This window comes from Lysobacterales bacterium (genome assembly GCA_016721845.1).
Taxonomy (GTDB): domain Bacteria; phylum Pseudomonadota; class Gammaproteobacteria; order Xanthomonadales; family Ahniellaceae; genus JADKHK01.
Map to the genome: position 1 here is coordinate 1,695,134 of JADKHK010000013.1, position 24,300 is coordinate 1,719,433.

Below are 24,300 nucleotides of genomic sequence, written 5' to 3' on the forward strand. Positions count from 1 at the left end.
AGGGCTGCGCCCGCTACGCTTGCACGATGACCGACCTGAAACTCGTTTCCGCAGCCGAACTCGCCGACGCCTGCGCGGCACTGCGCCGCGGAGAAGTCGTCGGATTGCCGACGGAAACGGTCTACGGCCTCGCCGGCGATGCCGGCAATGCCGAGGCCGTTCGTCGCATCTTTGCGACCAAGGGCCGACCGGCGGACCATCCGCTGATCGTGCACGTGCACGATGCGGCCCGGATCGACGACTGGGCCCGCGACGTACCGGAGATCGCGCGTCGGCTGGCCGCGGCGTTCTGGCCCGGTCCGTTGACGATGATCCTGAAACGCGCAGCGCACGTGCTCGATGTGGTCACCGGCGGGCAGGACACGATCGGGCTGCGCGTGCCGAACCATCCGGTCGCACTCGCGCTGTTGCAGGCCTTCGGTGGTGGTTTGGCCGCACCTTCGGCCAACCGTTTCGGCCATGTCAGCCCGACCACCGCCCAGCATGTACGCGATGAATTCGCCGATGCCGTGCCGGTCGTGCTTGATGGCGGACCGTGCAAGGTCGGCATCGAATCGACGATCGTCGACGTGAGCGGCGAGATGCCCCGCATCCTGCGCCCCGGACAGATCGGCGCCGATGCGATCGCGCAGGTGCTGGGCGTTCCGGTCACGATCGGTGCGCAGCAGGCCAGTCCGCGCGTCTCCGGTTCGCTCGCGAGTCACTACGCACCCGACACGCCCGCGGAACGGGTGCCGACCGAGCGGCTCGATACCCTGATCCACCAGGCGCTCGGCAGCGGCGAAACGATACGCGTGCTGGCACTGCGACACCTGCCGAATGGGGTGCATGGCCTGATCATGCCGAATGATCCGGCCCAATACGCACGCCACCTTTACGCGGCGCTGCGAAGTCTCGATGCCGAAGGCGCCGAACGCTTGCTGATCGAGACGCCACCGGATCAACCCGAATGGCTCGCGATCCACGATCGCATCGCGCGCGCCACCGTCGCGCCCAGCGACGACGACGCCCCCTGATCGATCAGCGCTTCGACTTGCGCGCCTTGCGCTTGGCCGACGGCTTGGATGCGGCCTTGGCCGCCGGTTCGGCCTCAGCCGTTGCTGGCTGGTCGCCGATGATCGATTTCGCCGGACAGACCGCGAAGATCGGGCAACGCTTGCAGCCGACGGCCAATGCAACAGGACAAATGGTCATGATCGGAACTCCGGTAGCCGTCGCCGCAGTGTAACGCGATACTTCGTGTCCGCCCGATGGAGTTGCCGATGACGACGACGCTGCGTGCCGCAACGCGTGCCGATGTGCCCCTGATCCTCGGTTTCATCCGCGACCTGGCCGAATACGAAAAGTTGCTCGATCAGGTGGTCTGCGACGCCGCGATGCTGGATGCGACCCTGTTCGGCGAGCGCGCGCAGGCCGAAGTCGTGATTGCCGAACACGACGGCCGCGCCGCCGGCTTCGCGCTGTTCTTCCACAACTTCTCGACTTTTCGCGGCCGTCGCGGCCTGTATCTGGAAGACCTGTTCGTGCGTCCGGAATACCGGGGCTTCGGCATCGGCAAGCGTCTGCTCGCGCATCTCGCGGCGCTCGCCGTGGAACGCGGCTGCGCACGTTTCGAATGGTCGGTGCTGGACTGGAACGCTCCTGCCATCGGCTTCTACCAATCCCTCGGCGCACGCGTGCTCGATGACTGGCGCGTGTGCCGACTGGATGGCGAGGCGCTCGCACGCCTCGCCGAACAAGCCTGAGCCTTACGCGAAGGGATCGCGCAATATGATGGTGTCATCGCGGTCGGCGCCCGTCGCGACCAGCGCGATGTGGCATTCGGCCAATTCCTCGACTGCACGCAAATAGGCACGGGCGGCCGGTGGCAACTTGCTGAACTCGCGGATGCCCTGGGTTGGTTCCGACCAGCCCGGGAATTCGAGATAGACCGGCTTGCACTCGTCCCAGCCAGCGGCATCGAGCGGCGCCAGCGTGCGTTGCTTGCCGCGATATTCGTAGGCGATGCAGACCTTGATCGTCGGCATGCCGTCGAGCACGTCGAGCTTGGTGATGGCGAGGCCGTTGATGCCGTTCACCTGCACGGCGCGACGCAACGCGACCAGGTCGATCCAGCCGCAGCGGCGCGGACGTCCGGTGGTCGCGCCGAATTCGTGGCCGCGGGCACGTAGTCCCTCGCCGACGGCATCGTTCAGTTCGGTCGGGAACGGACCACCGCCAACGCGCGTCGCATACGCCTTGCAGATGCCGAGCACATAGTCGATCGCATCGGCGCCGACGCCGCAGCCGGCCAGTGCGCCGCCAACCGTCGTGTTGCTGGAGGTGACGTAGGGATAGGTGCCATGGTCGATATCGAGCAGCGAACCCTGCGCCCCCTCGAACAGGATGCGCTTGCCGGCCTTGCGCAAGTCGACGAGCAAGGTCGAGACGTCGTCGACCATCGGCTTCACGTATTCGCCGAACGCGAGCGCGTCCGCCAGGACCTTGGCGAAATCGACGGTGTCGGCCTTGAGCCAGTGCTCCAGCACGAAGTTGTGATATTCGCAGGCGGCCTTGAGCTTTTCCGCGAGCTGGTCCGGATAGAACAGGTCGGCGACACGGATGCCGCGACGCGCCACCTTGTCCTCGTAGGCGGGACCGATGCCGCGACCGGTCGTGCCGATCGCTTTCGCGCCGGACGCCTTCTCGCGGGCCTGATCGACGGCGATGTGATACGGCATGATCAGCGGCGTCGCCGGCGAGATCTTCAGGCGCGGACGCACGTCCACACCCTGCGCTTCGAGTTCCGCGATTTCGGTCTGCAAGGCCGCCGGCGACAGCACCACACCATTGCCGATCAGGCACAGCGCATCGTCGCGCAGGATGCCGGACGGAATCAGGTGCAACACCGTCTTCTTGCCGCCGATGACCAGGGTATGCCCGGCATTGTGGCCGCCCTGGAAACGCGCGACCGCGCCGACCTGTTCGGTCAACAGGTCGACGATCTTGCCCTTGCCTTCGTCGCCCCATTGCGCGCCGAGAATGACGACCGACTTGCCCATTGCGGTATCCCCGAGATTTTAGAAATTCAGTGTGCCAGCAGCTTGATGCCGATCAGCCCGACCAGCATCGCGCCGACGCCGATCCAGCGCAAACGCGCCGGATCAAGCGTCGCCATTTGGCTCATCATCTTCTGCCAGCCCGCCGGCATGGCCGCGAGCATCAAGCCTTCGAACACGAACACGAGGCAGCCGGCGACCCACAGGGTGTCGCCCAGACTGCCTTCACTCACGGCTTTCCGCCTTCGCCGAAGTACTGGAAGAACTCCGACTTCGGATCGAGGACGAGGATCGAGCCCGGTTCGGCAAACGCCGCGCGGTAGGCCTCGAGGCTGCGCCAGAAGGCATAAAATTCTGGATCGCGATTGTAAGCCTCGGCATAGATCTTGGCGGCTTCGGCATCGCCTTCGCCGCGCAAGCGCTGCGCGTCGCGCTGCGCCTCGGCCAGCGCGATCTGCGCATCGCGTTCGGCGTTGGCGCGGATCTTCTCGGCGGCCTCGGTGCCCTGAGAGCGCAGCTTGTTCGCAACGGCCTTGCGTTCGGACGTCATGCGGTCGAAGACCTTCTGGCTGACCTCATCGGGCAGGTCGATCCGCATCACGCGCAGGTCGACGACCTCGATGCCAAGCTCCTCGACCGCCTTGCTGATGTCCTTGCGCAGATCTTCCATCAGTTCCGAACGCTGATCCGCGACGACTTCCTGCAAGGTGCGCTTGACGATTTCCTTGCCGAGCGCATTGCGGGTGGTCGAATCGAGACGACTCTCGGCCAGGCGTTCGTCACCCGACGAGGCGGTGTAGAAGCTCGCCACGTCCTTGATCTTCCACTTCACGAAGAAGTCGACCAGCACGTCCTTGCGCTCCGACGTGAGATAGCGCTGCGGCTCCTTGTCGAGCGTGACGATGCGGCGCTCGAACTTGCGCACGTTCTGCAAGCCCGGCAACTTCCAGTGCAAGCCAGGGGCATAGTCGGAACGCAGCACGCGGCCGAACTGCAGCAGGACAGCACGTTCGTTCTCGCGCACGACGAAGGCCGAATTGCCGACCAGGATCGCGGCGATGACGACCAGAATCAGGACGACATTCTTCATTGCCGCGGCTCCCGTGCAACACGCGCTGGATCAAAGGCCTCGCGCTCGGGCGCGACCGCACGCGCAGTCGCGGTCACGGCGGCGCCGGCGCCATCCTCGCGCAAGGCCGGCAGTACCGGCAGAACCACGTTCTGCATCAACTTGTCGAGGGGCAGCACCATGACGTTGTTGCCTCCGCCGGCATCGACCATCACCTTCGGGTTGCGCGACAGCACGTCCTGCATTGTTTCCAGGAACAGGCGCTTGCGCGTGACCTGCGGCGCCTTCTGGTACTGCGCCACGAGCAGGCTGAAGCGTGCCGATTCACCCGTCGCCTTGGCGATCGCGCTCTGGCGCTCGCCCTCCGCCAGGGACTTGTTGCGTTCGGCCAGACCGCGCGCCTCCGGCACGATCTTCTGCGCATAGGCCTCGGCCTCGTTCTTGATGCGCTGGTTGTCCTCGCGCGCGGCGATGGCATCGTCGAATGCCTCTTTCACTTCCGCCGGCGGACGCAGATTCTGGAAATTCAGCTCGGTCACGATGATGCCGGTGCTGTAGCGCTCCAGCGTCTTCTGCAATTCCTCTTTTGCCGTGTTCGCCAGCCCGGTGCGCTTTTCGCTGAACACGTCGTCCAGCGTCGATGCGCCGATCACCTGGCGGATCGCACTTTCCGTGGTCTGACGCAGCGTGTCCTCGGGCGCACGACCGCCGTAGAGGAACAGATAGGGATCGCTGGCGGTGTACTGGACGTTGAAGTCGACCATGACCAGGGCTTCATCCTTGGTCAGCATGCGCACTTCGGCGGAATCCGAGCGCACCCGCGTGGTCTCGACGATCTCGACGGTTTCGATCGGACGCGGCCACTTCATGTTCAGGCCGGATCCCATGACGCGCTCGAACTTGCCGAAGCGCAGCACGACGCCGCGCTCGCGCTCGTCGATCGTCTGCCACGAATCCACGGCGAACCATGCTCCGAGCACGCCAAGCACGATCAGCAGCGGGCCGGGGAACCCCACGCCACCGCCACCACCGAAGAAGCGTCCGAATCGGTCCTTGATCTGCTTCAGCGCCGCGTCAAGGTCGCGGTTCTCGCCATCCTGCCAAGGGTCGCGGGGCTTCTTGTTGTTGCCAGGTTCGTTCCAGGCCATGTCCAGCTCCGCGCCGCCACGTCGGCAGCGCTCCAGGGTTCACCAAAATCGGCGCGGCATTGTAGGGGAAGCGCCGGTCAAGGCCAGCACAAAATCCCGTTCCGCACCGCACACGTCGCGATTGATTCAGATGGGTTCCGGCTGCGGCAGGTTCAAGTGCCCGCGCAGACGGGCGCCGTCGCCATCGGTCAATCCGAACAAGGGTTCGATCGCCGCACGCGGTGCATCGATGTCGATCCGCCAGCCGCTGTCATCCGCGTGCTCGCTGGCGACCACGCCCGCCGCGAACAAGCGGGCGCGCAGACGCGCCTGATCGTGGCCAAGCACGATCGACTGGCACACGCGCGTACCGGCAAAGCGTTCGCCGATGGCCTCGCGCAACAGCGCCAGCCCGAGACCTTCGATCGCGCTCACGAACACGCGCTCATGGCCGGCATCGTCGACCCGCTCGCGACGTGGCTGCAGGTCCGGCACCCGGTCGATCTTGTTGAACACCAGCAATTGCGGCACGTCGCCGGCATCGATCTCGGCGAGCACGGCATTGACCTGATCGATCCGCTCGTTGCGATTCGGGTCGGAGGCATCGACCACATGCAGCAGCAAGTCCGCGGTCTTGACTTCCGACAAGGTCGACCGGAACGCGGCGACCAGATCATGGGGCAGGTCGCGCACGAAGCCGACGGTATCGGCGAGGATCGCCGGACCACTGGCGAGTCCGTCGAGTTTGCGCAGGGTCGGATCCAGCGTCGCGAACAACTGGTCGGCCGCAAAGACTCCGGCACCAGTGATGGCATTGAACAACGTCGACTTGCCGGCATTGGTATAGCCGACCAGGGTCACGATCGGCAGATCGCCGCGCTCGCGCTTGCGACGCGCCTGTGCGCGCTGCACCTCGACCTTGTCGAGCCGCGATTCCAGCGCCTTGACCCGATTCGCGATCATGCGTCGATCGAGTTCGAGCTGGGTTTCGCCCGGTCCGCGCAGGCCGATGGCACCGCCACGCTGGCGTTCGAGATGGGTCCAGCCGCGGACCAGCCGGGTCGACAGATGCTTGAGCTGGGCCAGCTCGACCTGCAGTTTGCCTTCATGGGTGCGGGCGCGGCTGGCGAAAATGTCGAGAATCAGGCCGGTGCGATCGACCACGCGTGCGCTCAACGCCTTTTCGAGATTGCGTTCCTGTACCGGGCTCAGGGCCGCGTTGACCAGAATCAGGTCGGCGCCATGCGCTTCCTTGAGTTCGCGCAGCTGCTCGACCTTGCCGGTGCCGAGATAGAAGCGAGAGTTGGGCGCATCGACGCGTGCCGTCAGCGTGTCGACGATGTCCGCCCCGGCCGAACGTGCGAGTTCGGTGAACTCGGTCAGCGCTTCGGGATCCAGGCGACCGGGGGGATGCGGCTGAACGAGCAGGGCCCGTTCACCGCCTTTGCTGCGACCGAAGAAGTCCAAGTGGGCTCAGTGTTCCGGATCAGCCTTCGACGGCCGGCTCGTGATGTTCATGGCCATGCGGGCCATCGCCGACCTTGACGTTGCGTGCCGGAACGACGGTCGAGATCGCATGCTTGTAGACCATCTGGCTGACGGTATTGCGCAGCAGGACCACGAACTGGTCGAAGGATTCGACCGTGCCCTGGAGCTTGATCCCGTTGACCAGGTAGATCGATACCGGAATGCGTTCACGGCGCAGGGCGTTGAGAAAAGGGTCTTGCAGGGATTGGGCTTTGGACATGTTGTGCTCCCGGGGGTACGACCAAGAATGCCGCGCAACCACCACGCTGGCGGTGCGCCGACCGGCCACGTGAGACACGAGGCGGTCCGTAAAGTGCGATCAGTGTAACGGTTCTGCGGCCGCGGCGGCCGGATTCAAGCCCGTCCGAAGCCGTGACTGATGACCCATAAACTAGCCGATTGCCTTTTCGATCAATAACTTGGCATCCGACAACCGATCTGCGTCGAGGGGATCACGGACGAACACATCGTGTTCGGAACGGATCCAGGTGATCTGCCGCTTGGCCAGTTGCCGACTCGCCTCGATACCGGTGCGACGGAAGGTCTCGGCATCGATCTCGCCCCGCAAGTGCTGCCAGGCCTGTCGATAACCGACGCAGCGCATCGACGGCAATTGCGGATGCAACCCGGGCCTTTGCACGAGGGCGCGCACCTCGTCGAGGAAGCCGGCGGCCAGCATCAGGTCGAAGCGTTCGGCGATGCGTGCGTGCAGAACGGCGCGCTCCGGCAACAGCGCCAACTTGAGGATGCGATACGGCAGATCGACCTGCGCCCTGCCCTGCAATGCCGACAATGGTTGCCCAGTCAGGCGGATCACCTCCAGCGCCCGCCCGATGCGCTGCGGGTCGTTCGGGTGGATGCGCGCGCCGGCCACGGCGTCGTATTGGCTCAGTTCGGCGTGCATTGCGGTCCAGCCGCGTTCGGCTGCCTCCGCTTCGATCTGGGCGCGCAAGGCCGGTTCGGCCTGAGGCAAGTCCGACAACCCGCGTCCAAGCGCACGGAAATACAGGCCGGTGCCGCCGACCAGCAAGGGGATCTTTCCGCGTGCAGCGATCGCGTCCATCGCGGTGCGCGCGTCGCGACAGAACTCGGCCGCCGAATACGCCTGTTCAGGATCGAGCAAATCGATGAGCGCGTGCGGATACTTGGCCAACGTCGCCGCATCGGGCTTCGCGCTGCCGATGTCGAGCCCGCGATAGACCAGGGCCGAATCGACGCTGATCAGGCCGAAACGACCGCTATCGGCCAGTTCCAGTGCCAACGCGGTCTTGCCCGACGCAGTCGGTCCCATCAGGAAAATCGCGAGCGGGCGCGTGTCGGCTTTGGCGGCGGCGTGGGGCATCCGGCTAAGCTTGCCAGAGCACACGGAGCAATTGAGCATGATCGGCACCACCATCCTTTCCCACGGACTCGAGTCCGGGCCGGACGCGACCAAGGTCACTGCAATGGCGGCGGTGGCCGAGCAACGCGGGTGGCACGCGATTCGACCCGACTACCGCGATCTGGATGCGGCGCATGGGCTCGAAGCGGCGCCGCAGCGACTGGCGCGCCTGCTCGACGTGGCCAAGTCCGTGCAAGGACCGCTGGTGCTGGCCGGGTCGAGTTTCGGCGCCTTTATCAGCGGTCTCGCCTCGTTGCAGGTCAGTGCCATGGGTCTGTTCCTGCTCGCGTTGCCGCTGCAGCTGCGCGGCCACGACACGAAATTCGACGCCGCCCGGGTGCCGCTCACCATCGTGCATGGCTGGGACGATGAATTGATCCCGTCGCGCGCCGTCATCGACTATGCGGAATCACGACGGGCAACCCTCCACCTGGTGAACGATGCCCACCGACTGACCGACCACGTCGTCGAGTCGGCCACGTGGTTCGGGCACTTTCTCGACCGGTTGCCGCGCTGATGCAGTTCTTTGCCGCCTGCCCGAAGGGCCTGGAAGAACTGCTTGCGACCGAGCTCGCCGCACTCGGTGGCGCCGGGGTCAAGCAGACGATCGCCGGCGTGCATTTCGAGGGCGAACTCGCAACGGCGTACCGCGCCTGCCTGTGGTCGCGACTCGCCAGTCGCGTGCTGATGCCGCTGCTGAAGATCGAGGAGATCAGCGCCGACCGCCTGTATGAAGCCGTCCATGCGATGGCCTGGGAGGAGCACATCGCCGCGAACGGCACGATCGCCGTCGATGCCCACGGCGTGAATGACAGCTTGCGCAACACCCAGTTCACCCAGCAGCGCGTGAAGGATGCGATCGTGGATCGGCTGCGCGAGGTCAGCGGCGAGCGCCCGAACATCGACACCTACACACCCGATTTGCGCGTGCACGTGCTGGTGCGCGGATCGATGGCACAGATTTCGCTGGATCTGTCCGGCGGTCCGCTGCACCAGCGCGGCTACCGTCGCAACACCGGCATCGCGCCGCTGAAGGAAAACCTGGCCGCGGCGATGCTGCTGCGCGCCGGCTGGACGGAAATCGCCGCAAACGGCGGCGCCCTGGTCGATCCGATGTGCGGTTCCGGCACCTTGCTGGTGGAGGGGGCATTGATGGCCGCCGACGTCGCACCCGGCTTGCTGCGCACCCACTTCGGGTTCCTGCGCTGGCGCGGCCACCAGCCGCAATTGTGGCAGTCCCTGCTCGACGAGGCGGAACAGCGCGCCAGTGTCGGCCGCAAGCGCGACAGCGCGCGCTATTTCGGGTCCGACCGCGATGGCACCGTCCTCGCCGCCGCCAAGCAGAATGCGCAGCAGGCGGGCATTTCCGGATTCCTGAGCCTGCATCATCACGAACTCGACAAGACCCATCGACCGGACGGCTTCACGACCGGCCTGGTCATCACCAATCCGCCCTACGGCGAACGCCTCGAAGACAATCGTGCGGCCGCTCCGGCCTATGTCGCGTTCGGTGAATTGCTGAAGCGCGAGTTCGGTGGCTGGCGCGCGGCCATGATCACGTCCGACGAGTCGCTCGCACATGCCGTCGGGCTCAAGGCCGACAAGCGCTATGCCCTGTTCAACGGCGCGCTGCCCTGCACCCTGTATCGCTTTGAAGTGTTCGCGGCCCGCCCCGAACCGAAACCGCAGGCACCCCTGAGCGACGCCGCGCTGGGCCTGCGCAACCGCATCGAGAAGAACCTCAAGCACCTGCGTCCGAAACTGAAGCGCGACGGCATCGAATGTTTCCGCGCCTACGACGCCGATCTGCCGGACTATGCGGCCGCGATCGACGTCTATGTCGATCATCTGCACATCCAGGAATACCAGGCGCCAAAGACCATTCCCGAGGACATCGCCCAGAAGCGACTGCGTGAACTGGTACGCATCGCCAGTGACGTGTTCGGCGTGGCGCGCGACAAGATCGCGATCAAGACCCGCATGAAGCGCGGCAAGCTCGAACAATACGGTCGCCAGGACGAGCGCGGCCATGCGATGACGGTGACCGAGGGTGGGCTGAAGTTCGAAGTGAACCTGTTCGACTACCTCGACACCGGCCTGTTCCTCGACCACCGCCCGCTGCGCGCCAAGGTGCGCGAGCTTGCGCACGGCAAGCGCTTCGTGAATCTGTTTTGCTACACCGGCGCGGTCACCGTTTATGCCTGTGCCGGTGGCGCCGCGAGCACGGCCAGCGTCGACCTATCGAACACCTATCTGGATTGGGCCGAACGCAACCTCGCCCTGAACGGACTGGGCCGTTCGACCGATCGGCTGGTGCAGTCCGATGCGATGGAGTGGATCGAACGCGATCGCGGCGAATATGACCTGATCTATGTCGATCCGCCGACCTTTTCGAACTCGAAGCGCGCCGAGGATTTCGATGTGCAACGCGACCATGTGCGTTTGCTCACCGCCTGTGCCGCCCGACTTGCCCCCGGCGGTCTGATCCTGTTCTCGAACAACAACCGTCGTTTCAAGATCGACCGCGAGGCACTCGTCGACCTCGACATCCGCGACATCACGCCCGCGACCATTCCGGTCGATTTCGCCCGCGACGCCAAGATCCACCACTGCTTCGAGATCCGTCGACGCTGAAACGGCTGAATCGGCGGCAACACCCTTGCTCGTTCAGCTTGGGTGCGGCGAGATTTCAGAAGCGATTCATGCTCGTGGCCGCAAAGTGTGCGCCACCTATGGAGGTGCTCACGATGAATGTTTTGACTCGCTTGGCTTCGGTGGTTGGTCTGGGTGTGGCGGCGATGTTCGCCTCGACTTCGACGGTGCAGGCCGGCGACTGGGGTGTCTCGGTCCACGGTGGCAACTGGAACAATGGCTGGTCGGTGAACTATCGCGATCGCGATCGTCACGGCTATGGCTACGGTCACGGCAACCGCTATTACGGTTCCGCGCCCTATCGCCAGAACTACTATGGCAATGCCCGCTACCGCGATTACGGCTCGCGCAGCTACAGCCGCCGTGATCCGTGGTGCTCGTCGCACCGCACGTATCACGTGCATCACCGCAACGGCGGCTATGCCCAGGGCTACAACAACGGTTACTCGGATGGCTATCGCGACGGACGCTACGAGCGTTCGGACTACGGCAGCGCGGGGTACTACGACCGCGTCGAGGAGATGGCCTACGACACCAGCATCTATTACGGTCGCCGCTGGTAATCCCGTCGACTTTTCGTCTGCAGACGCCCGGCTCATGCCGGGCGTCGTCGTTTCCGGCTTGCAGTGAAGCGCGCGCGCCGTATCATCCGGCGCTGTTCATACGGATTTCACGCATGCCGCTACGCGGAACCAAGATCGGGCGTGTCCTGCGCCAGCGCCGCGACGACGCGGCCATTGCCTGGACGTTTTTCCGGCAATGGCTGAAGGCACCCCTGACGACGGCCGCCGTGTCGCCTAGCAGCAAGGAGCTGGCGGCGGAAATGCTCAGCCAGCTGCCGGACGGGACCGGCAAGGTCATCGAACTCGGCGGCGGCACCGGCGTGTTCACCGAAGCGCTGCTGGCCCGCGGCATCGCCCCCGACAACCTGCTGGTCTTCGAACTCAATGAATCGCTGCACCTGCACCTGACCCAGCGCTTTCCCGGCACGAAGATCGTTTGCGCCGATGCGCTCTCGACCGCGCGCGTGGTGGAGCGAGAGAAATTCGCGCAGCCGGGCGAGGTCGATGCCATCGTCAGCGGCCTCGGACTGTTGTCGATGAGCCAGGAACTGCAGCACGGCATTCTCGAGGCGGCCTTCAGCGTGCTCGCGCCGCAGGGCCGGTTCATCCAGTTCACCTACGGCCCGACCAATCCGGTCAAGCGCGATGTGATGCGCGAACTGCACCTGAGTGCGCGGCGCACCGGCTTTACGGTCTGGAACGTACCGCCCGCGTCGGTGTACGTGATCACGCGCAGCAAGTCGCGTGGCATCAAGCCGACGCGCCCGAAGTGACATGACCGACCTCGCGGTCCATGACTGGCCCTTGCCCTATGTCGACCAGTTGGCGCTGCGCTCGCGCGAAGCCGTGACCGTGGTCGTGATTCACTGCACCGAACTGCCGGACCTGGCGACCGCACGCGAGTATGGCGAGCGCCTGCTGTATGCCGAATCGGGCACCGGCAATTCCGGGCATTTCTACATCGATCGCGACGGCCGCGTGCATCAATTCGTGCCGGTCACGCGCGTCGCGAACCACACGCGCGGCTACAACCCGCAGTCGGTCGGCATCGAACTGGTCAACACCGGGCGCTATCCGCACTGGTTCGATTCGCGCCACCAACAGATGACCGAGCCGTACACGACAGAACAGATCGCAGCACTGCGTGGCCTGATCGAACGCTTGCGCGGGGAACTCCCGAACCTGACGGACATTGCCGGCCATGAAGACCTCGACACCGCCGAAGTCGAAGCCAGCGACGATGCCGGAACGCGCGTCTTCCGCAAACGCGATCCGGGACCGATGTTTCCCTGGTCCGAGGTGCTGGACGGGATGACCTTCGCGCGACTCCGGCCAAACGGCGGATAGCCGGATTGCACGGAATCCATCAGTATTCACGCAAGCACGTCCACATCGACGGGAAATGCCATGCCCCTGAATCGCAACGTCGGATCGCTCGTCCTGATGATGATGTGTGCGGCCTTCACTGCTGGCCGTGCGTCGGCTTACGAGATGGCCGACCCTCGCGGACCGCTTCTACCTGCACCTTCCGGCCATCCGGATGCTGCAGTGATGGCATCGGACATTCCCTGGCTGGGCAAGGCGGCGTTCGTGTCGTCCGGCTATCGCAGCATTCATGTTGAGAGCAACTTCACCGGAAGTTTCCTCTTTCCGTTCCACATTACGTCCGATCAGGACCAGCTGTTCGTTTCCGATGCAACCGGCAACATCGTGTCGATTTACCAAATCATTGCAGGCGGTGGCGTCACATTCGTCCGAAGTTTCGGCAGCAGCGGCAGCGGTGCAGGCCAGTTCAGCGGGCCGGAACAGGTCGCCGTGGTCGGCAACGACGTCTTCGTCGCCGATTTCGGCAACCATCGCATTCAGCGCTTCAATCGCAATACGGGCGCCTACATCAGTCAGTTCGGCGCATTCGGCAGCGGTGCCGGGCAATTCAACAGCCCGTCCGGATTGGCCTACAACGCGTCGAACGGGATGTTGTACGTGTCGGACGTGGGCAACGACCGTGTGCAGATGTTCGAAACGACCGGCGTGTATCGCGGACAGTTCGGAGCTCCCGGATCAGGCAATGGGCAACTCAACAATCCCTATGCCATCGCCATCGACAGTTTCGGTCGCGTCCATGTCGCGGATTCGGTCAACAACCGGGTGTCGGTCTTCAACGCCAGTGGCACCTGGCAACGACACAGCGCCATCGGAATCACCGGCCCGCTCGGCATCGCGATTGACCGCTCGGACATGATGTGGGTGACGTCGACCAGCGGCGACATCTATGCCTATGATGCCCAGGGCAACTACAACGCTTACTACTACGGCAGCCATACCACCTGGGAAGCCGGCTATTTCCTCGGCGCGCGGGGCATCACGGTCACCGCGCCGCTTCCGATCGCGCCCTACAACGGTCGCTCGGCGATCGCCGTGGTGGATGGCACCTCGCAGAACGTCCAGTTGTTTTCGCGTTCTGCACAGGCGATCGTGCATCCACCGATCAACAGCATCACCGGCATCGGCAGTTTCAACGGGCAAGTGGCGTTCGACAGCGCGGAAAACATCTACTTCACCAGCCTTTCGCTCAACCGTGTCTACAAGTACGACAAGTTCGGCAATCTCTTGCTGAGCTGGGGAAGTACCGGGACGGGCAACGGCCAATTCGTGAGTCCATACGGGATCACCGTGGACGACAACAACAATGTCTATGTTGCGGATAGCGGCAATCACCGCATCCAGAGGTTCGACAGCAACGGTGGCTATCTCCTGCAGTTTGGCGCGTTCGGTTCCGGCGACGGACAATTTTCCAGCCCGGCTAATCTCGCGACCGATGGCTCCTGGTTGTATGTCGCCGACGAGAACAATGACCGAATTCAGAAGTTCAGCCTGACCGGCAACTACGTGCGCAAGTGGGGCACCGTCGGCACCGGCAACGGACAGATGAACAACCCACTCGGCATCGCCGTCGACCGAAAACGCAATCAGGTTTACGTTTCCGAGTTCTTCGGCAACCGCGTCCAGCAATTCACGGTGTTCGGCGACTTCATCAAGATCCTGAGCGATTCCACCAGCGGTACCGGCGCATTGTCGTCGCCACGCGGCATGGCAACCGACCAGCATGGCAACTTGCTCGTCAGTGACGGCACGGGTGGCGGTCGCGTCGTGCAATTCAATGACAACGGCACCTACCTGACGAATTTCGCGGTCCCTGCCGCCAATGGGATGGGCATCGATCTGCAGAATGGCCAGATCCATGTCGGCTCGACCATCGGTGATGGCATTCGCCGGTTCGGCGCAACGATCGGCAAGACCGACACCGTTGGGGTGTTCCGCCCCACGAGCGGTGAATTCCTGCTGCGCTTCGCCAACTCGGCGGGCGCTCCGAACTTCTATGCCAAGGTTGCTGGCGCCAATTCGACGGACTTGCCAGTGGTGGGCGACTGGAACGGCGACGGTGTCGACACCCCAGGGCTGTATCGCCCTGCGACATCGACGTTCTACCTGTGGGAGAAGTGGCTGGGCCTGAATATCGCCGCAGCGGATCATGTCTTGAACTTCGGCAGCGCCGGAGATCGTCCACTCAGCGGCGACTGGAACGGCGACGGCATCGACGGCATCGGCACTTACCGTCCATCAACGCAAACGTACTTCCTCAAGAACGACTTCGTCGGTGCGGGCTCGACCTACGCCGTGGTGTTCGGAAGCGCTGGCGATGTGCCCGTCGCCGGTGACTGGAATCTCGACGGCGCCGGCAGCGTCGGCGCCTTCCGTCCAGCGGATGCGCGCTTCCACATCAGCAATCGCAATGTCAGCGCCAGCGTGAGCGAGGATGGACAGTACGCGCTCGGTGCCGCCGGCGATCTGCCCGTGACCGGTGACTGGACCCACAGTGGCTACAACGGCATCGGCGTGTTCCGACCGTCGAACGGCACCTTCTACCTGAAGTACGACCTCGACAATTTGCCGGCAGACGCGACCTTTGCCTTCGGCACATCGGGCGATCTTCCGATTGCCGGCAACTGGGGTGCACCGGTCGATCTGGACCGGGTGTTTCGCGACGGTTTCGAGTAGTCGGATTCCGGCAAGCGGCAAGCGCCGGACTTGACTGGCGCATCACGACTTTCCGCACAAGGCTGCGTTATCGTCCCCGACATGAACGATGCTGCGGACTTCACGACACTGCTCGCCGCCTGGCGCGACGGTCAACTCGTGGCGCGCGACGCGATGGTGAGTCTCGTTTACAACGAGGTGCGGGGGATCGCGCGGCGGCAACTCGCCATGCATCGCGATGCGACCCTGGCGCCAACCGAACTCGCGCACGAAGCGCTGATGCGCGTACTCGGGCAGACCGGCGAATGGCAGAGTCGGCGCCACCTGATGAACGTGATCGCGCTCGCCACGCGGCAAATTCTGGTCGATTCCGCACGCCGCCGGCATGCACAGAAGCGCGATGGCGGCCCGCTGACCGACCTGGATTCGAAGGCCGACCTGGTTGCCGCACCGGTCGGCGGCGACACGCTGCAGGTCGACGAGGCATTGCATGCCCTCGCTGCGGTCGACGCACGTGCGGCCGAGGTCATTTCGCTGACCTACTTCGCCGGCATGGAACGCGAGGAAATCGCGGCATTGATGGTGGTTTCGGCCAGCACCATCGATCGCGCGCTGCGCTTCGGTCGCGCCTGGCTCAAGGACGCATTGCGTGAGCGTGAACCCGGCTGAATCGGAGGCTTCGCTCGGTGACTGGTTCGAGACGCTGCTGGCGCTCGACCCCGATCAACGATTGGCCCGACTCGCCGCCCTGCCGCCGCCACTCGCGTCACGCCTGCGCGCCCTGCTCGACGCCGACGCCGAGTCGGATGCCGGTATCGATGTCGCGTTGCGCCGCGATGCCGCCGCCACGATCGCGCCGGAGCTGAGCGGCCAGCGCATTGGTTCCTGGCGGGTCGTGCGCGAACTCGGATCGGGCGGCATGGGCACGGTGCTGCTGGCCGAACGCGACGAGGGTGGCTTCACCCAGCAGGCCGCGATCAAGCTGATTCGCGGTTTTCCCTCGCAGGACGGCATGCGCCGGCTGCGGCAGGAACGGCAGATCCTTGCCCAGCTCGACCATCCCGATATCGCACGCCTGATCGATGGCGGAGAAACCGAAGCCGGGCAGCCCTATCTCGTCGTCGAATATGTGCGCGGCCAAACCCTGGCCGCCTATCTGCAGGTATGGCAGCCGGATCGCGACGCCCGCATCGCGCTGATCGAGCGCATCGGTGCCGCCGTGCAGCATGCCCACCAACACCTGGTGATCCATCGCGACCTCAAACCCTCGAACGTGATGGTCACCGACGAGGGTGGCATCAAGCTGCTCGACTTCGGCGTCGCCAAGCTCATCGCCGCCGGCGATTCCGACCTAAAGGGTTCGACGCGCGTGTTCACGCCCGGCTACGCGAGTCCGGAACAGGCTGCGGGAAGGACGGTGGGCATCGCCACCGACATCTACAGTTTGGGCGTGATGTTGCGCGAAGCCCTCGGGCAGAAGCCGGTCGACGCGGAACTCTCCGGCATCATCGCGAAGGCAACCGCCCACCAGGTCGCCGATCGCTACGGTACCGTCGCCGCCTTTTGCGACGACTTGTCGCGCTATCGCCGCGGACTGCCGATCAGTGCGGCGGCCGACACCGCCTGGTATCGCACGCGCAAGTTCATCGCCCGCCATCGCATCGCCGCTGCGGCCGTCGTGGTGGCCTTCGTGGTTGCCGCCGGCTTCGTCTGGCGCCTGCAAGTGGAGCGCGAGCGCGCGCTGGCCGCCGAAGCGGTTGCGGCGCAGGAGCGCGACGGGGCGCGCCAGTCGCTCGCGTTGCTGCAAGGCATCTTCGACCGCGTCGCTCCAGGCGTCGCGCTCGGTGTCCCGATCGGCACGCGCGACTTCATCGCAGCGACCGAGGCACAACTGGCGAAGCAACCGATCTCCGACGCGCGCGCCGGCGCATCCGTGCATGCCACCTTGGCGGGCATCTACCAGCAGCTTGGCGAACCTGCCCGCGCAGCCGAGTTGTTGCGCGACGTGCTGGACCGCTGGCCTGCACCCGCGGCTGCGAGCGATGCGCTGGAGCAGGCGGCGCTGCACGAAGAGCTGGCCAGCGCCCTGCTCGGCATCAGCGACATCGACGGTGCCGGACGCGCTTTCGCGGCGGCGGCGGCACTGCGTGCGCAGTGGGCGCCGGAGCAGGCCGAAGGGCGATTCCGCACGCTCCGCAATCGCGGCTGGCTGGCCTATCGGCAGGGATTGAACGAGCAGGCGCGCCCCGACCTCGAAGCCGCGCTGGCCCTGGCAAAGCAGCACCCGGCGCTGCTGGACCTGCGCATCGAGGACACCATCTCGGCCTTGTCCGACATCGCGTTGCGAAGTGGCGAACTCGATGCGGCCGACCGCTATTCGCGCGACCACCTCGCCCGGGTCGAGGCACGCGTGCAGCGCGGCCATCCCGATCTGATCGCGGCGCTGCGCCAGCGTGCCTCGGTGCTGAACCAGCTTGGTCGCTACGACGACGCGCAACGGATGCTGCGCGATGCCATCACGATGCATGAGCAGGTCATCGGCGATCGCGGCGCGCGCTTGTCCGATCTCGAAAACGACCTCGCGGTGAGCTTGAACGATAGTGGCGACGCCCTCGCCGCATTGCCGCATGCCGAGCGTGCGCTGGCACTGACCGATCAGAGCCGCAATTCGCCCCTGGACCGTGCCGTGGTGTTGATCAATCTCGCCTCGACATTCGAGAACGCGGGCGACTATGCGCGTGCCGAGACCTTGATGCAGGACAGCGTGCAGCTGTACCAGGCGAATTCGCCGCCCGATGCCAAGGACCGATTGCGTGCCGAGGGCAACCTGGCGCGTGTCTTCGGCTTGCGTGATCGCTTCGCCGAATCGCGGACGTTGTTCGAATCGGTACGCGCCCGCCACGAACACGCCGATGCGGCGCGCGCCTGGTCCTGGGCGTTCGAAACGGTGCGGCAGGCGCAGATGGAGCGGCGTGCGGGGCGCTTCGATGTCGCGCTGGCCCTGCTCGATCAGGCCGAACCGATCTTCGTCGAGGCGCTGCCGGAGTCGCATCCGGCCCTGGCGCAACCGCATCGCATCCGCGGCCAGATCGCGCTGGCGCAGCAACGTCTCGACGATGCGCAGCACGCGTTCGATCGCGCCGCGGCCTTGATCGGCGACGAGGGTCTCGCCTTCGACCGCGCGATCGTCGGCGCCGAACAGGCCGCCGTCGCATATGCGCGCGGCGACCGCACGACCGCGACCGCACTGTTGAACAAACACCTGCCGATCCTGCACGCGGCGACGCTGCCCACCGAGGTCAATCGACGTCAGGCCGACGTGCTCGCCGGCCGACTCGGCGTGCGGGTTCAGCCCTGAGCGGCGCGCTGCCCGCGCATCGCTCCTCCGCTTCCGATCGCCACCGGCGCCCACGTTGCGAAAGGCTTGCGCACCGGCTTGACGCGGCCGGGGTCCGGGAGTATCCACGACGCCATCCTCCGGGCATGCATGCTGTTCGCCCGGTTCGCTGGTCCAACGACGCAGGTGCCTGACTGTGCCGCCAGTTGCCGAGACCACTGCCAAAACCATCGGGGCCTTGAACGGCCTGCCCGAGCAACTGCTCGATGCGGCGCTCCACTCCGGGCCGATCGCGATGCTGATCGTCGATCACGCCGGCCGCATCCTGCTGGCCAATCGGCAAGCCGAGTTGCTGTTCGGTTATGCCCACGACGAGTTGCTGGGTCAGTCGATCGACCTCCTCGTCCCCGAAGCGGCGCGCGCGGCGCATCCATCGTTGCGCGCCGGATACCTTCGGGACGCCGCCGAGCGTCCCATGGGAGCGGGACGCGAGTTGCACGCACAGCGCCGCGACGGCTCGACCTTCCCGGTCGAGATCGCGCTGAAGCCGATACGGCATGAGGACCAGGTCTACGTTCTCGGCGTCGTCGTGGACATCAGCGCCCGCCGCCGCCTCGAGCGGCGCTTTGAACAGGCCGTCGAGGCAGCGCCGAACGCGATGTTGATGACCGACGCGACCGGGCGCATCGTCCTGGTCAACCGCGAGACCGAGCGTCTGTTTGGCTACGGGCGCAATGAACTGCTCGGCCAATCGGTCGAGGCGCTGGTCCCCATGCGGTTCGTCGCCGGGCATCCCGGGTTGCGCGGCAGCTACACCGAGCACCCGGAGGCGCGACGCATGGGCGCGGGTCGCGACCTGTTCGGACTGCGTCGCGATGGCAGCGAGATCCCGATCGAGATCGGACTGAACCCGATCTCCACGGACGATGGCGTATTCGTTCTCGCTGCCATCGTCGACATCTCGGATCGCATCGAGGCGGAACGCCGATTGCGCCAACGCGCCGAAGAACTCGAGAGAGCCAACCGCGCGCTCGAACAAAGCAACATGGAATTGCAGCAGTTCGCCTACGTCGCATCGCACGACCTGCAGTCGCCGTTGCGTTCGATCGCGGGCTTCGTGCAGTTGCTGGAACGACGTCGCGGCGACCAGCTCGACGAACAGGCACGCGACTGGATTCGCCGCGCCTCCGACGGCGCGCAGCGCATGAACACCTTGATCCGCGACCTGCTCGAGTACGCGCGTGTCGATTCGCGCGCGCGCCCGTTCGTGGCCGTCGATCTCGCCGCAGTGGTGTCGGATGCGCTGACCCTGCTGGACGCCTCGATCGCGGACTCCGGCGCCGTCATCGAATGCGATCCGCTACCAACGGTGCGCGGGGATCGCGCCCAGCTCGTGCAACTGATGCAAAACCTCATCGGCAATGCCGTGAAATACCATGGTGAACGACCGCCGCACATTTCGATCTCCGCGAGGCACACCACCGAAGGCTGCGTGGTGTCGGTGCGCGACAACGGCATCGGCATTCCCCCCGAGGCACGCGAGAAGGTCTTTGAAGTATTCCGTCGCCTGCACTCGGCAAGCGAGTATCCCGGCACCGGCATCGGGTTGGCCGTGTGCCGCCGGGTGGTGCATCGTCACGACGGCACCATCAGCGTGGACGCCGCGCCGGGCGGAGGTTGCATCTTCACCTTCACCCTGAACGTCCTTCAGGAGGCCGGAGTGTCATGAATGCGACGTCGAACGAAAGCGGTCTGCTCAATATCCTGCTCGTCGAGGACAACGACGACGATGTCTGCCTGACCCGCGAAGGCATGACCGAAGCGGGCATCTCCGCGCAATTGCATCACGTCGCCAACGGCTCGGAGTGCATGAACTACTTGCGCCGCCAGGGTCGATATTCGGACCGGAAGCGCCCCGATCTGGTCCTGCTCGATCTGAACATGCCCGTGATGGACGGCCGGGAAGTGCTGGCCGAACTGCGGCGGGATGAAGCCTTGAGCGTCATTCCCGTGGTCATGCTGACCACATCTTCGGCGCACGAAGACATCGAAGCCGCATATCGGCTCGCAGCCAATGCCTACGTGATCAAACCAACCAGCTTCGACGAGTTCGTCCTGGCCCTGCGCTCGATCGGCGCCTTCTGGCTCAACGTCAGTGCGCTGCCGAGCCGACTTTCGGGCAGCGCATCCGACGCTTGACACAACAGCGCAACGCGAGCGGCGCGCGGTTCGATCGGCTTCCGGCCCCGACCACGCCTCGGAACCGCCATCCCGCTGAGAACTGGCGCACTTCGGCGAATCTTGGCTCGGCCGTACGCTCGTCGACCCGGACGTCGAAGCCCGCCGGATCTCGACACTCGGACCGATGCACGCTGGCCCGCATCGCCGACCACGGCAAGCCCGCTAAACTCCCGGTCCTATGACCCAGCCCATCGTTTCCGAGTTGATCGATCTGCTCCAGCTGGAGCGGCTTGAAGTGAACCTGTTCCGCGGCGCCAGTCGTGACATCGGGACCAAGTACGTGTTCGGTGGGCAGGTGCTGGGACAGGCGCTGTCGGCCGCCCAGCAAACCGTGCCACGCGAGCGCCTCGTGCACTCGCTGCATGGCTATTTCCTGCGCGCCGGCGACATCACCGCGCCGATCGTCTACCAGGTCGAGGTGTCGCGTGACGGCAAGAGCTTCTCGACGCGGCGCGTGTCGGCGATCCAGCACGGCCAGCTGATCTTCGGGCTCGCCGCATCGTTCCAGGAACCCGAGCCGGGCGTCGAACACCAGTTGTCGATGCCGGACGTGCCGAAGCCGGAAGACCTCGAACCGCCCGGCGAGATTCCGCCGGACAAGCTCGACCATATCCCGGCCAAGCTGCAACGCTGGCTCACGCGCAAGGGACCGTTCGAGTTCCGTCACGTCTATCCGCGCGACGAGTTGAAGCCACCGAAGCGTCCGCCGTTCCAGCATGTCTGGCTGCGACTGGTCGACCGCATCGGCGATGACGCCGACCTGCACCGCGCCATGCTGGCCTACTGCTCCGACTTCCATCTGATCGGGACGACCACCTTCCCGCACGGCATCTCCTACCTGCAGGACAACGTGATGATGGCCAGCCTCGACCATGCGATGTGGTTCCACCGCCCGTTCCGCATCGACGACTGGCTGCTGTATTCCTGCGACAGCCCGAGTGCGCAGGGCGCGCGCGGTCTGGCGCGCGGCAGCTTCTACACGCGCGACGGCGTGCTCGTGGCCTCGACCGCGCAGGAAGGGCTGGTTCGTGTCATTGACGGCGAAGCGCACTGATGCGCCAGGTCTATGCCTCGCCGCGCAGCGAAAACGTCGATCGGGTCGAAGCGATGTTGAACGAGGCCGGCATCGAGACGCGCGTCCGCAAGCGCGACAAGATCAACCGTGGCCGTTTCCAGCGCTTCAGCTACAACGAAGAAGGCGACAGCAAGGACTGGCCGGCGGTGCAGGTCGTGTTCGCCGAGGACATGCCGAGAGCGCGCGAACTGCTGCGCGCCGCGGGCCTGATGGGCTCGACTCGACCCGATGCCGAAACACCGATACCGCGCTGGGAAGCACCGGGCGACCGGCCGGACGACATGGCCCGACGCATGCGTCGTGTCGCCATGATCGGTGTGCTGCTTGGATTGATCCTGCTGGCTTGGGCGTACCAGACCGCGCCATCGCGCACCGGACCCATTGCGCCGTTGCCGACCTCGAAACCGGCGGTCGCGCAACCGGCGCCAGTCGACGACAACACCGTGCTGCTGCTCGACGACAGCGACAGCGACCCTGAATCGAAGGAAGCCCCATGACCCACCCGACCATCCAGCGCTATCGCGACGAACTCGCCGCCATCGAGGCCCAGGGCCTGTTCAAGCGCGAACGCATCATCACCTCGCCGCAATCGGCCGAGATCACCCTCGCCGACGGCCGCACGGTGCTGAACTTCTGCGCCAACAACTATCTCGGCCTGGCCGATCATCCGGACATCATCGCCGCGGCCAAGCACGCGCTCGACACCCACGGCTTCGGCATGGCGAGCGTGCGTTTCATCTGCGGCACCCAGGACCTGCACAAGCAGCTGGAAAAGACCATCGCGGCGTTCTTCGGCACCGAGGACACGATCCTGTACGCCGCCTGCTTCGACGCCAACGGCGGCCTGTTCGAACCGCTGCTGGGCGAGGACGACGCGATCATCTCCGACGCCCTCAACCATGCCTCGATCATCGACGGCGTGCGCCTGTGCAAGGCCAAACGCTACCGCTACGCGAACTGCGACATGGCCGACCTCGAGGCCCAGCTCAAGCAGGCCAGGGCCGACGGCGCGCGCACGATCATGGTCACCACCGACGGCGTGTTCTCGATGGACGGCTTCATCGCGCCGCTCGACGAGATCACCGCGCTCGCCGCGAATACGGCGCACTGGTGCACATCGACGAATGCCACGCCACCGGTTTCCTCGGCGCCACCGGTCGCGGCTCGGCGGAAGTGAACGGCGTGATGGACCGCATCGACATCTTCACCGGCACCCTCGGCAAGGCCATGGGCGGCGCGCTCGGCGGCTTCACCACCGGCAAGCGCGAGGTGATCGAGCTGCTGCGCCAGCGTTCGCGTCCGTACCTGTTCTCGAATTCGCTGCCACCACACGTCGTCGCAGCCGGCTGCAAGGCCTTCGACATGCTCGCCGCCGCCGGCCACCTGCGCGAACGGCTGGTCGAGAACACCCGTCACTTCCGCGAACGGATGACGCAGGCCGGCTTCGACCTGAAACCGGGTGTACATCCGATCGTGCCAGTCATGATCCACGACGCGCCGCGGGCGCAGCAGATGGCCGCGCAGTTGCTCGACGAAGGCATCTACGTCACCGGTTTCTTCTTCCCGGTCGTGCCCCAGGGTCAGGCCCGCATTCGCACCCAGATGAGCGCGGCGCACACCCGCGAACATCTCGACCGCGCGATCGCCGCGTTCACACGGGTCGCGAAGCGGATCGGCGTGCTGAAATGAGTTCGCCCGATCGCGCGGACGCTTGATCCGGCTCAAGGCGTGTCCCGGCTGCGCCGTCATCATTGATTCCGTCCCGAAACAGGAGCACGCCGTGAGTGACCATCGCATCACCCTGAACTGGCAGCGCAACGCGGCGATGTTCGAGCGCGGCAATTATCCGAAGGACCACCAGGTGCGTTACCTCGGCGGACAGATGCTCGGGGTGTCGTCGGCGGCGGGCTATGGCGGCAATGCGGCGCTGGCCGACCCCGAGCAGATGCTGTTGTCGGCACTGTCGTCCTGCCATCTGCTGACCTTTCTGGCGGTTGCCGCGAACCGCGGCTATGTGGTCGACGAGTACCTCGACGACGCCGAATGCGAGCTGGGCAAGAATGCCGAGGGCGTGACTGCGGTGGTGTCGGCGACCCTGCGCCCGTCGGTGCGCTTCGCCGGCGAGAAGCGACCGGATGCCGAGGAATACGTGAAGCTGCACGAGCGCGCGCATCGCGCATGCTTTGTCGGGCAATCGCTGAAGACCGACGTGCGCATCGACGCCCGCCCCTTGGCGTGAAGCGCAGCAATCG

23 protein-coding genes and 1 pseudogene are annotated in these 24,300 nt (G+C 65.2%); 16 read left to right on the top strand and 8 right to left on the bottom strand.

Annotation, left to right across the window (positions count from 1 at the left end; genetic code table 11):
- Positions 1 to 26: 26 nt before the first annotated feature.
- Complete coding sequence (locus tag IPP28_15215) at positions 27 to 1,016, top strand: threonylcarbamoyl-AMP synthase (protein ID MBL0042345.1); 990 nt, start codon at positions 27 to 29, stop codon at positions 1,014 to 1,016.
- Positions 1,017 to 1,020: 4 nt separating this feature from the next.
- Here the strand turns inward: IPP28_15215 and IPP28_15220 are convergent, their stop codons facing one another.
- Positions 1,021 to 1,194 (bottom strand): hypothetical protein, encoded by a 174-nt coding sequence (locus tag IPP28_15220; GenBank protein MBL0042346.1) that lies wholly within the window; start codon positions 1,192 to 1,194, stop codon positions 1,021 to 1,023.
- A gap of 68 nt (positions 1,195 to 1,262) precedes the next feature.
- Here IPP28_15220 and IPP28_15225 point away from each other — a divergent pair, with 68 nt between their 5' ends.
- Positions 1,263 to 1,745 carry a GNAT family N-acetyltransferase gene (locus tag IPP28_15225; GenBank protein ID MBL0042347.1) on the top strand — a complete coding sequence of 161 codons (483 nt, stop codon included), beginning with the start codon at positions 1,263 to 1,265 and terminating at the stop codon, positions 1,743 to 1,745.
- A gap of 3 nt (positions 1,746 to 1,748) precedes the next feature.
- Here IPP28_15225 and IPP28_15230 read toward each other — a convergent pair whose 3' ends face one another.
- The 7 genes from IPP28_15230 to miaA all read right to left on the bottom strand — a co-directional run bounded on the left by IPP28_15230 (position 1,749) and on the right by miaA (position 8,103).
- Complete coding sequence (locus IPP28_15230; protein MBL0042348.1) at positions 1,749 to 3,041, bottom strand: adenylosuccinate synthase; 1,293 nt, start codon at positions 3,039 to 3,041, stop codon at positions 1,749 to 1,751.
- Between the two features lie 26 nt (positions 3,042 to 3,067).
- The gene (locus IPP28_15235) at positions 3,068 to 3,202 is read right to left on the bottom strand and encodes a DUF2065 domain-containing protein (GenBank protein MBL0042349.1); all 135 of its coding nucleotides are present in this window, start codon (positions 3,200 to 3,202) and stop codon (positions 3,068 to 3,070) included.
- Positions 3,203 to 3,267: 65 nt separating this feature from the next.
- Positions 3,268 to 4,128, bottom strand: a complete 861-nt coding sequence (hflC, locus tag IPP28_15240) for a protease modulator HflC (protein MBL0042350.1) — start codon at positions 4,126 to 4,128, stop codon at positions 3,268 to 3,270.
- Positions 4,125 to 5,255 carry an FtsH protease activity modulator HflK gene (hflK, locus tag IPP28_15245; GenBank protein ID MBL0042351.1) on the bottom strand — a complete coding sequence of 377 codons (1,131 nt, stop codon included), beginning with the start codon at positions 5,253 to 5,255 and terminating at the stop codon, positions 4,125 to 4,127. The genes hflC and hflK overlap by 4 nt, the downstream gene beginning before the upstream one ends.
- Before the next feature lie 126 nt (positions 5,256 to 5,381).
- A complete protein-coding gene (gene hflX, locus IPP28_15250; protein MBL0042352.1) occupies positions 5,382 to 6,701 on the bottom strand; it encodes a GTPase HflX in 1,320 nt (439 codons plus the stop codon).
- Between the two features lie 19 nt (positions 6,702 to 6,720).
- Positions 6,721 to 6,981 carry an RNA chaperone Hfq gene (hfq, locus tag IPP28_15255; GenBank protein MBL0042353.1) on the bottom strand — a complete coding sequence of 87 codons (261 nt, stop codon included), beginning with the start codon at positions 6,979 to 6,981 and terminating at the stop codon, positions 6,721 to 6,723.
- A 171-nt stretch (positions 6,982 to 7,152) separates the two neighbouring features.
- A complete protein-coding gene (gene miaA / locus IPP28_15260) occupies positions 7,153 to 8,103 on the bottom strand; it encodes a tRNA (adenosine(37)-N6)-dimethylallyltransferase MiaA (protein MBL0042354.1) in 951 nt (316 codons plus the stop codon).
- A 37-nt stretch (positions 8,104 to 8,140) separates the two neighbouring features.
- Between miaA and IPP28_15265 the strand changes: the two genes are divergently transcribed.
- The 14 genes and pseudogenes from IPP28_15265 to IPP28_15330 all read left to right on the top strand — a co-directional run bounded on the left by IPP28_15265 (position 8,141) and on the right by IPP28_15330 (position 24,287).
- Entirely contained in the window at positions 8,141 to 8,659 is a 519-nt protein-coding gene (locus IPP28_15265) for a hypothetical protein (protein ID MBL0042355.1), read from the top strand.
- On the top strand, positions 8,656 to 10,776 hold the full coding sequence (rlmKL, locus tag IPP28_15270; protein MBL0042356.1) for a bifunctional 23S rRNA (guanine(2069)-N(7))-methyltransferase RlmK/23S rRNA (guanine(2445)-N(2))-methyltransferase RlmL: 2,121 nt from the start codon (positions 8,656 to 8,658) through the stop codon (positions 10,774 to 10,776). The genes IPP28_15265 and rlmKL overlap by 4 nt, the downstream gene beginning before the upstream one ends.
- A 113-nt stretch (positions 10,777 to 10,889) precedes the next feature.
- Complete coding sequence (locus IPP28_15275) at positions 10,890 to 11,357, top strand: hypothetical protein (protein ID MBL0042357.1); 468 nt, start codon at positions 10,890 to 10,892, stop codon at positions 11,355 to 11,357.
- 113 nt (positions 11,358 to 11,470) lie between these two features.
- On the top strand, positions 11,471 to 12,130 hold the full coding sequence (locus IPP28_15280) for a hypothetical protein (protein MBL0042358.1): 660 nt from the start codon (positions 11,471 to 11,473) through the stop codon (positions 12,128 to 12,130).
- Position 12,131: 1 nt separating this feature from the next.
- Positions 12,132 to 12,704, top strand: a complete 573-nt coding sequence (locus IPP28_15285) for an N-acetylmuramoyl-L-alanine amidase (protein MBL0042359.1) — start codon at positions 12,132 to 12,134, stop codon at positions 12,702 to 12,704.
- Positions 12,705 to 12,764: 60 nt separating this feature from the next.
- Positions 12,765 to 15,416, top strand: a complete 2,652-nt coding sequence (locus IPP28_15290; protein ID MBL0042360.1) for a hypothetical protein — start codon at positions 12,765 to 12,767, stop codon at positions 15,414 to 15,416.
- An 81-nt stretch (positions 15,417 to 15,497) separates the two neighbouring features.
- Positions 15,498 to 16,064 (top strand): sigma-70 family RNA polymerase sigma factor, encoded by a 567-nt coding sequence (locus tag IPP28_15295; GenBank protein MBL0042361.1) that lies wholly within the window; start codon positions 15,498 to 15,500, stop codon positions 16,062 to 16,064.
- Positions 16,045 to 18,753, top strand: coding sequence for a serine/threonine protein kinase (locus IPP28_15300; protein MBL0042362.1), 2,709 nt, complete (start codon positions 16,045 to 16,047; stop codon positions 18,751 to 18,753). The genes IPP28_15295 and IPP28_15300 overlap by 20 nt, the downstream gene beginning before the upstream one ends.
- A gap of 175 nt (positions 18,754 to 18,928) precedes the next feature.
- The gene (locus IPP28_15305) at positions 18,929 to 20,461 is read left to right on the top strand and encodes a PAS domain S-box protein (GenBank protein MBL0042363.1); all 1,533 of its coding nucleotides are present in this window, start codon (positions 18,929 to 18,931) and stop codon (positions 20,459 to 20,461) included.
- Positions 20,458 to 20,931, top strand: a complete 474-nt coding sequence (locus IPP28_15310) for a response regulator (GenBank protein MBL0042364.1) — start codon at positions 20,458 to 20,460, stop codon at positions 20,929 to 20,931. The genes IPP28_15305 and IPP28_15310 overlap by 4 nt, the downstream gene beginning before the upstream one ends.
- Positions 20,932 to 21,151: 220 nt before the next feature.
- On the top strand, positions 21,152 to 22,027 hold the full coding sequence (tesB, locus tag IPP28_15315; protein MBL0042365.1) for an acyl-CoA thioesterase II: 876 nt from the start codon (positions 21,152 to 21,154) through the stop codon (positions 22,025 to 22,027).
- On the top strand, positions 22,027 to 22,545 hold the full coding sequence (locus IPP28_15320) for a hypothetical protein (GenBank protein ID MBL0042366.1): 519 nt from the start codon (positions 22,027 to 22,029) through the stop codon (positions 22,543 to 22,545). Before tesB ends, IPP28_15320 begins: the two co-directional genes overlap by 1 nt.
- Positions 22,542 to 23,737 (top strand): annotated as a pseudogene (gene kbl / locus IPP28_15325) (glycine C-acetyltransferase). The gene IPP28_15320 and the pseudogene kbl overlap by 4 nt, the downstream one beginning before the upstream one ends.
- Before the next feature lie 91 nt (positions 23,738 to 23,828).
- A complete protein-coding gene (locus IPP28_15330; protein MBL0042367.1) occupies positions 23,829 to 24,287 on the top strand; it encodes an OsmC family protein in 459 nt (152 codons plus the stop codon).
- The last annotated feature ends 13 nt before the right edge of the window (positions 24,288 to 24,300 follow it).

What these genes read in the sequence shown, in the direction of transcription:
- IPP28_15215 (MBL0042345.1), top strand. Translation starts at nt 27, where the DNA reads ATGACCGACCTGAAACTCGTTTCCGCAGCCGAACTCGCCGACGCCTGC.
- IPP28_15220 (MBL0042346.1), bottom strand. Translation starts at nt 1,194, where the DNA reads ATGACCATTTGTCCTGTTGCATTGGCCGTCGGCTGCAAGCGTTGCCCG.
- IPP28_15225 (MBL0042347.1), top strand. Translation starts at nt 1,263, where the DNA reads ATGACGACGACGCTGCGTGCCGCAACGCGTGCCGATGTGCCCCTGATC.
- IPP28_15230 (MBL0042348.1), bottom strand. Translation starts at nt 3,041, where the DNA reads ATGGGCAAGTCGGTCGTCATTCTCGGCGCGCAATGGGGCGACGAAGGC.
- IPP28_15235 (MBL0042349.1), bottom strand. Translation starts at nt 3,202, where the DNA reads ATGCTCGCGGCCATGCCGGCGGGCTGGCAGAAGATGATGAGCCAAATG.
- hflC (MBL0042350.1), bottom strand. Translation starts at nt 4,128, where the DNA reads ATGAAGAATGTCGTCCTGATTCTGGTCGTCATCGCCGCGATCCTGGTC.
- hflK (MBL0042351.1), bottom strand. Translation starts at nt 5,255, where the DNA reads ATGGCCTGGAACGAACCTGGCAACAACAAGAAGCCCCGCGACCCTTGG.
- hfq (MBL0042353.1), bottom strand. Translation starts at nt 6,981, where the DNA reads ATGTCCAAAGCCCAATCCCTGCAAGACCCTTTTCTCAACGCCCTGCGC.
- miaA (MBL0042354.1), bottom strand. Translation starts at nt 8,103, where the DNA reads ATGCCCCACGCCGCCGCCAAAGCCGACACGCGCCCGCTCGCGATTTTC.
- IPP28_15265 (MBL0042355.1), top strand. Translation starts at nt 8,141, where the DNA reads ATGATCGGCACCACCATCCTTTCCCACGGACTCGAGTCCGGGCCGGAC.
- IPP28_15275 (MBL0042357.1), top strand. Translation starts at nt 10,890, where the DNA reads ATGAATGTTTTGACTCGCTTGGCTTCGGTGGTTGGTCTGGGTGTGGCG.
- IPP28_15280 (MBL0042358.1), top strand. Translation starts at nt 11,471, where the DNA reads ATGCCGCTACGCGGAACCAAGATCGGGCGTGTCCTGCGCCAGCGCCGC.
- IPP28_15285 (MBL0042359.1), top strand. Translation starts at nt 12,132, where the DNA reads ATGACCGACCTCGCGGTCCATGACTGGCCCTTGCCCTATGTCGACCAG.
- IPP28_15290 (MBL0042360.1), top strand. Translation starts at nt 12,765, where the DNA reads ATGCCCCTGAATCGCAACGTCGGATCGCTCGTCCTGATGATGATGTGT.
- IPP28_15295 (MBL0042361.1), top strand. Translation starts at nt 15,498, where the DNA reads ATGAACGATGCTGCGGACTTCACGACACTGCTCGCCGCCTGGCGCGAC.
- IPP28_15310 (MBL0042364.1), top strand. Translation starts at nt 20,458, where the DNA reads ATGAATGCGACGTCGAACGAAAGCGGTCTGCTCAATATCCTGCTCGTC.
- tesB (MBL0042365.1), top strand. Translation starts at nt 21,152, where the DNA reads ATGACCCAGCCCATCGTTTCCGAGTTGATCGATCTGCTCCAGCTGGAG.
- IPP28_15320 (MBL0042366.1), top strand. Translation starts at nt 22,027, where the DNA reads ATGCGCCAGGTCTATGCCTCGCCGCGCAGCGAAAACGTCGATCGGGTC.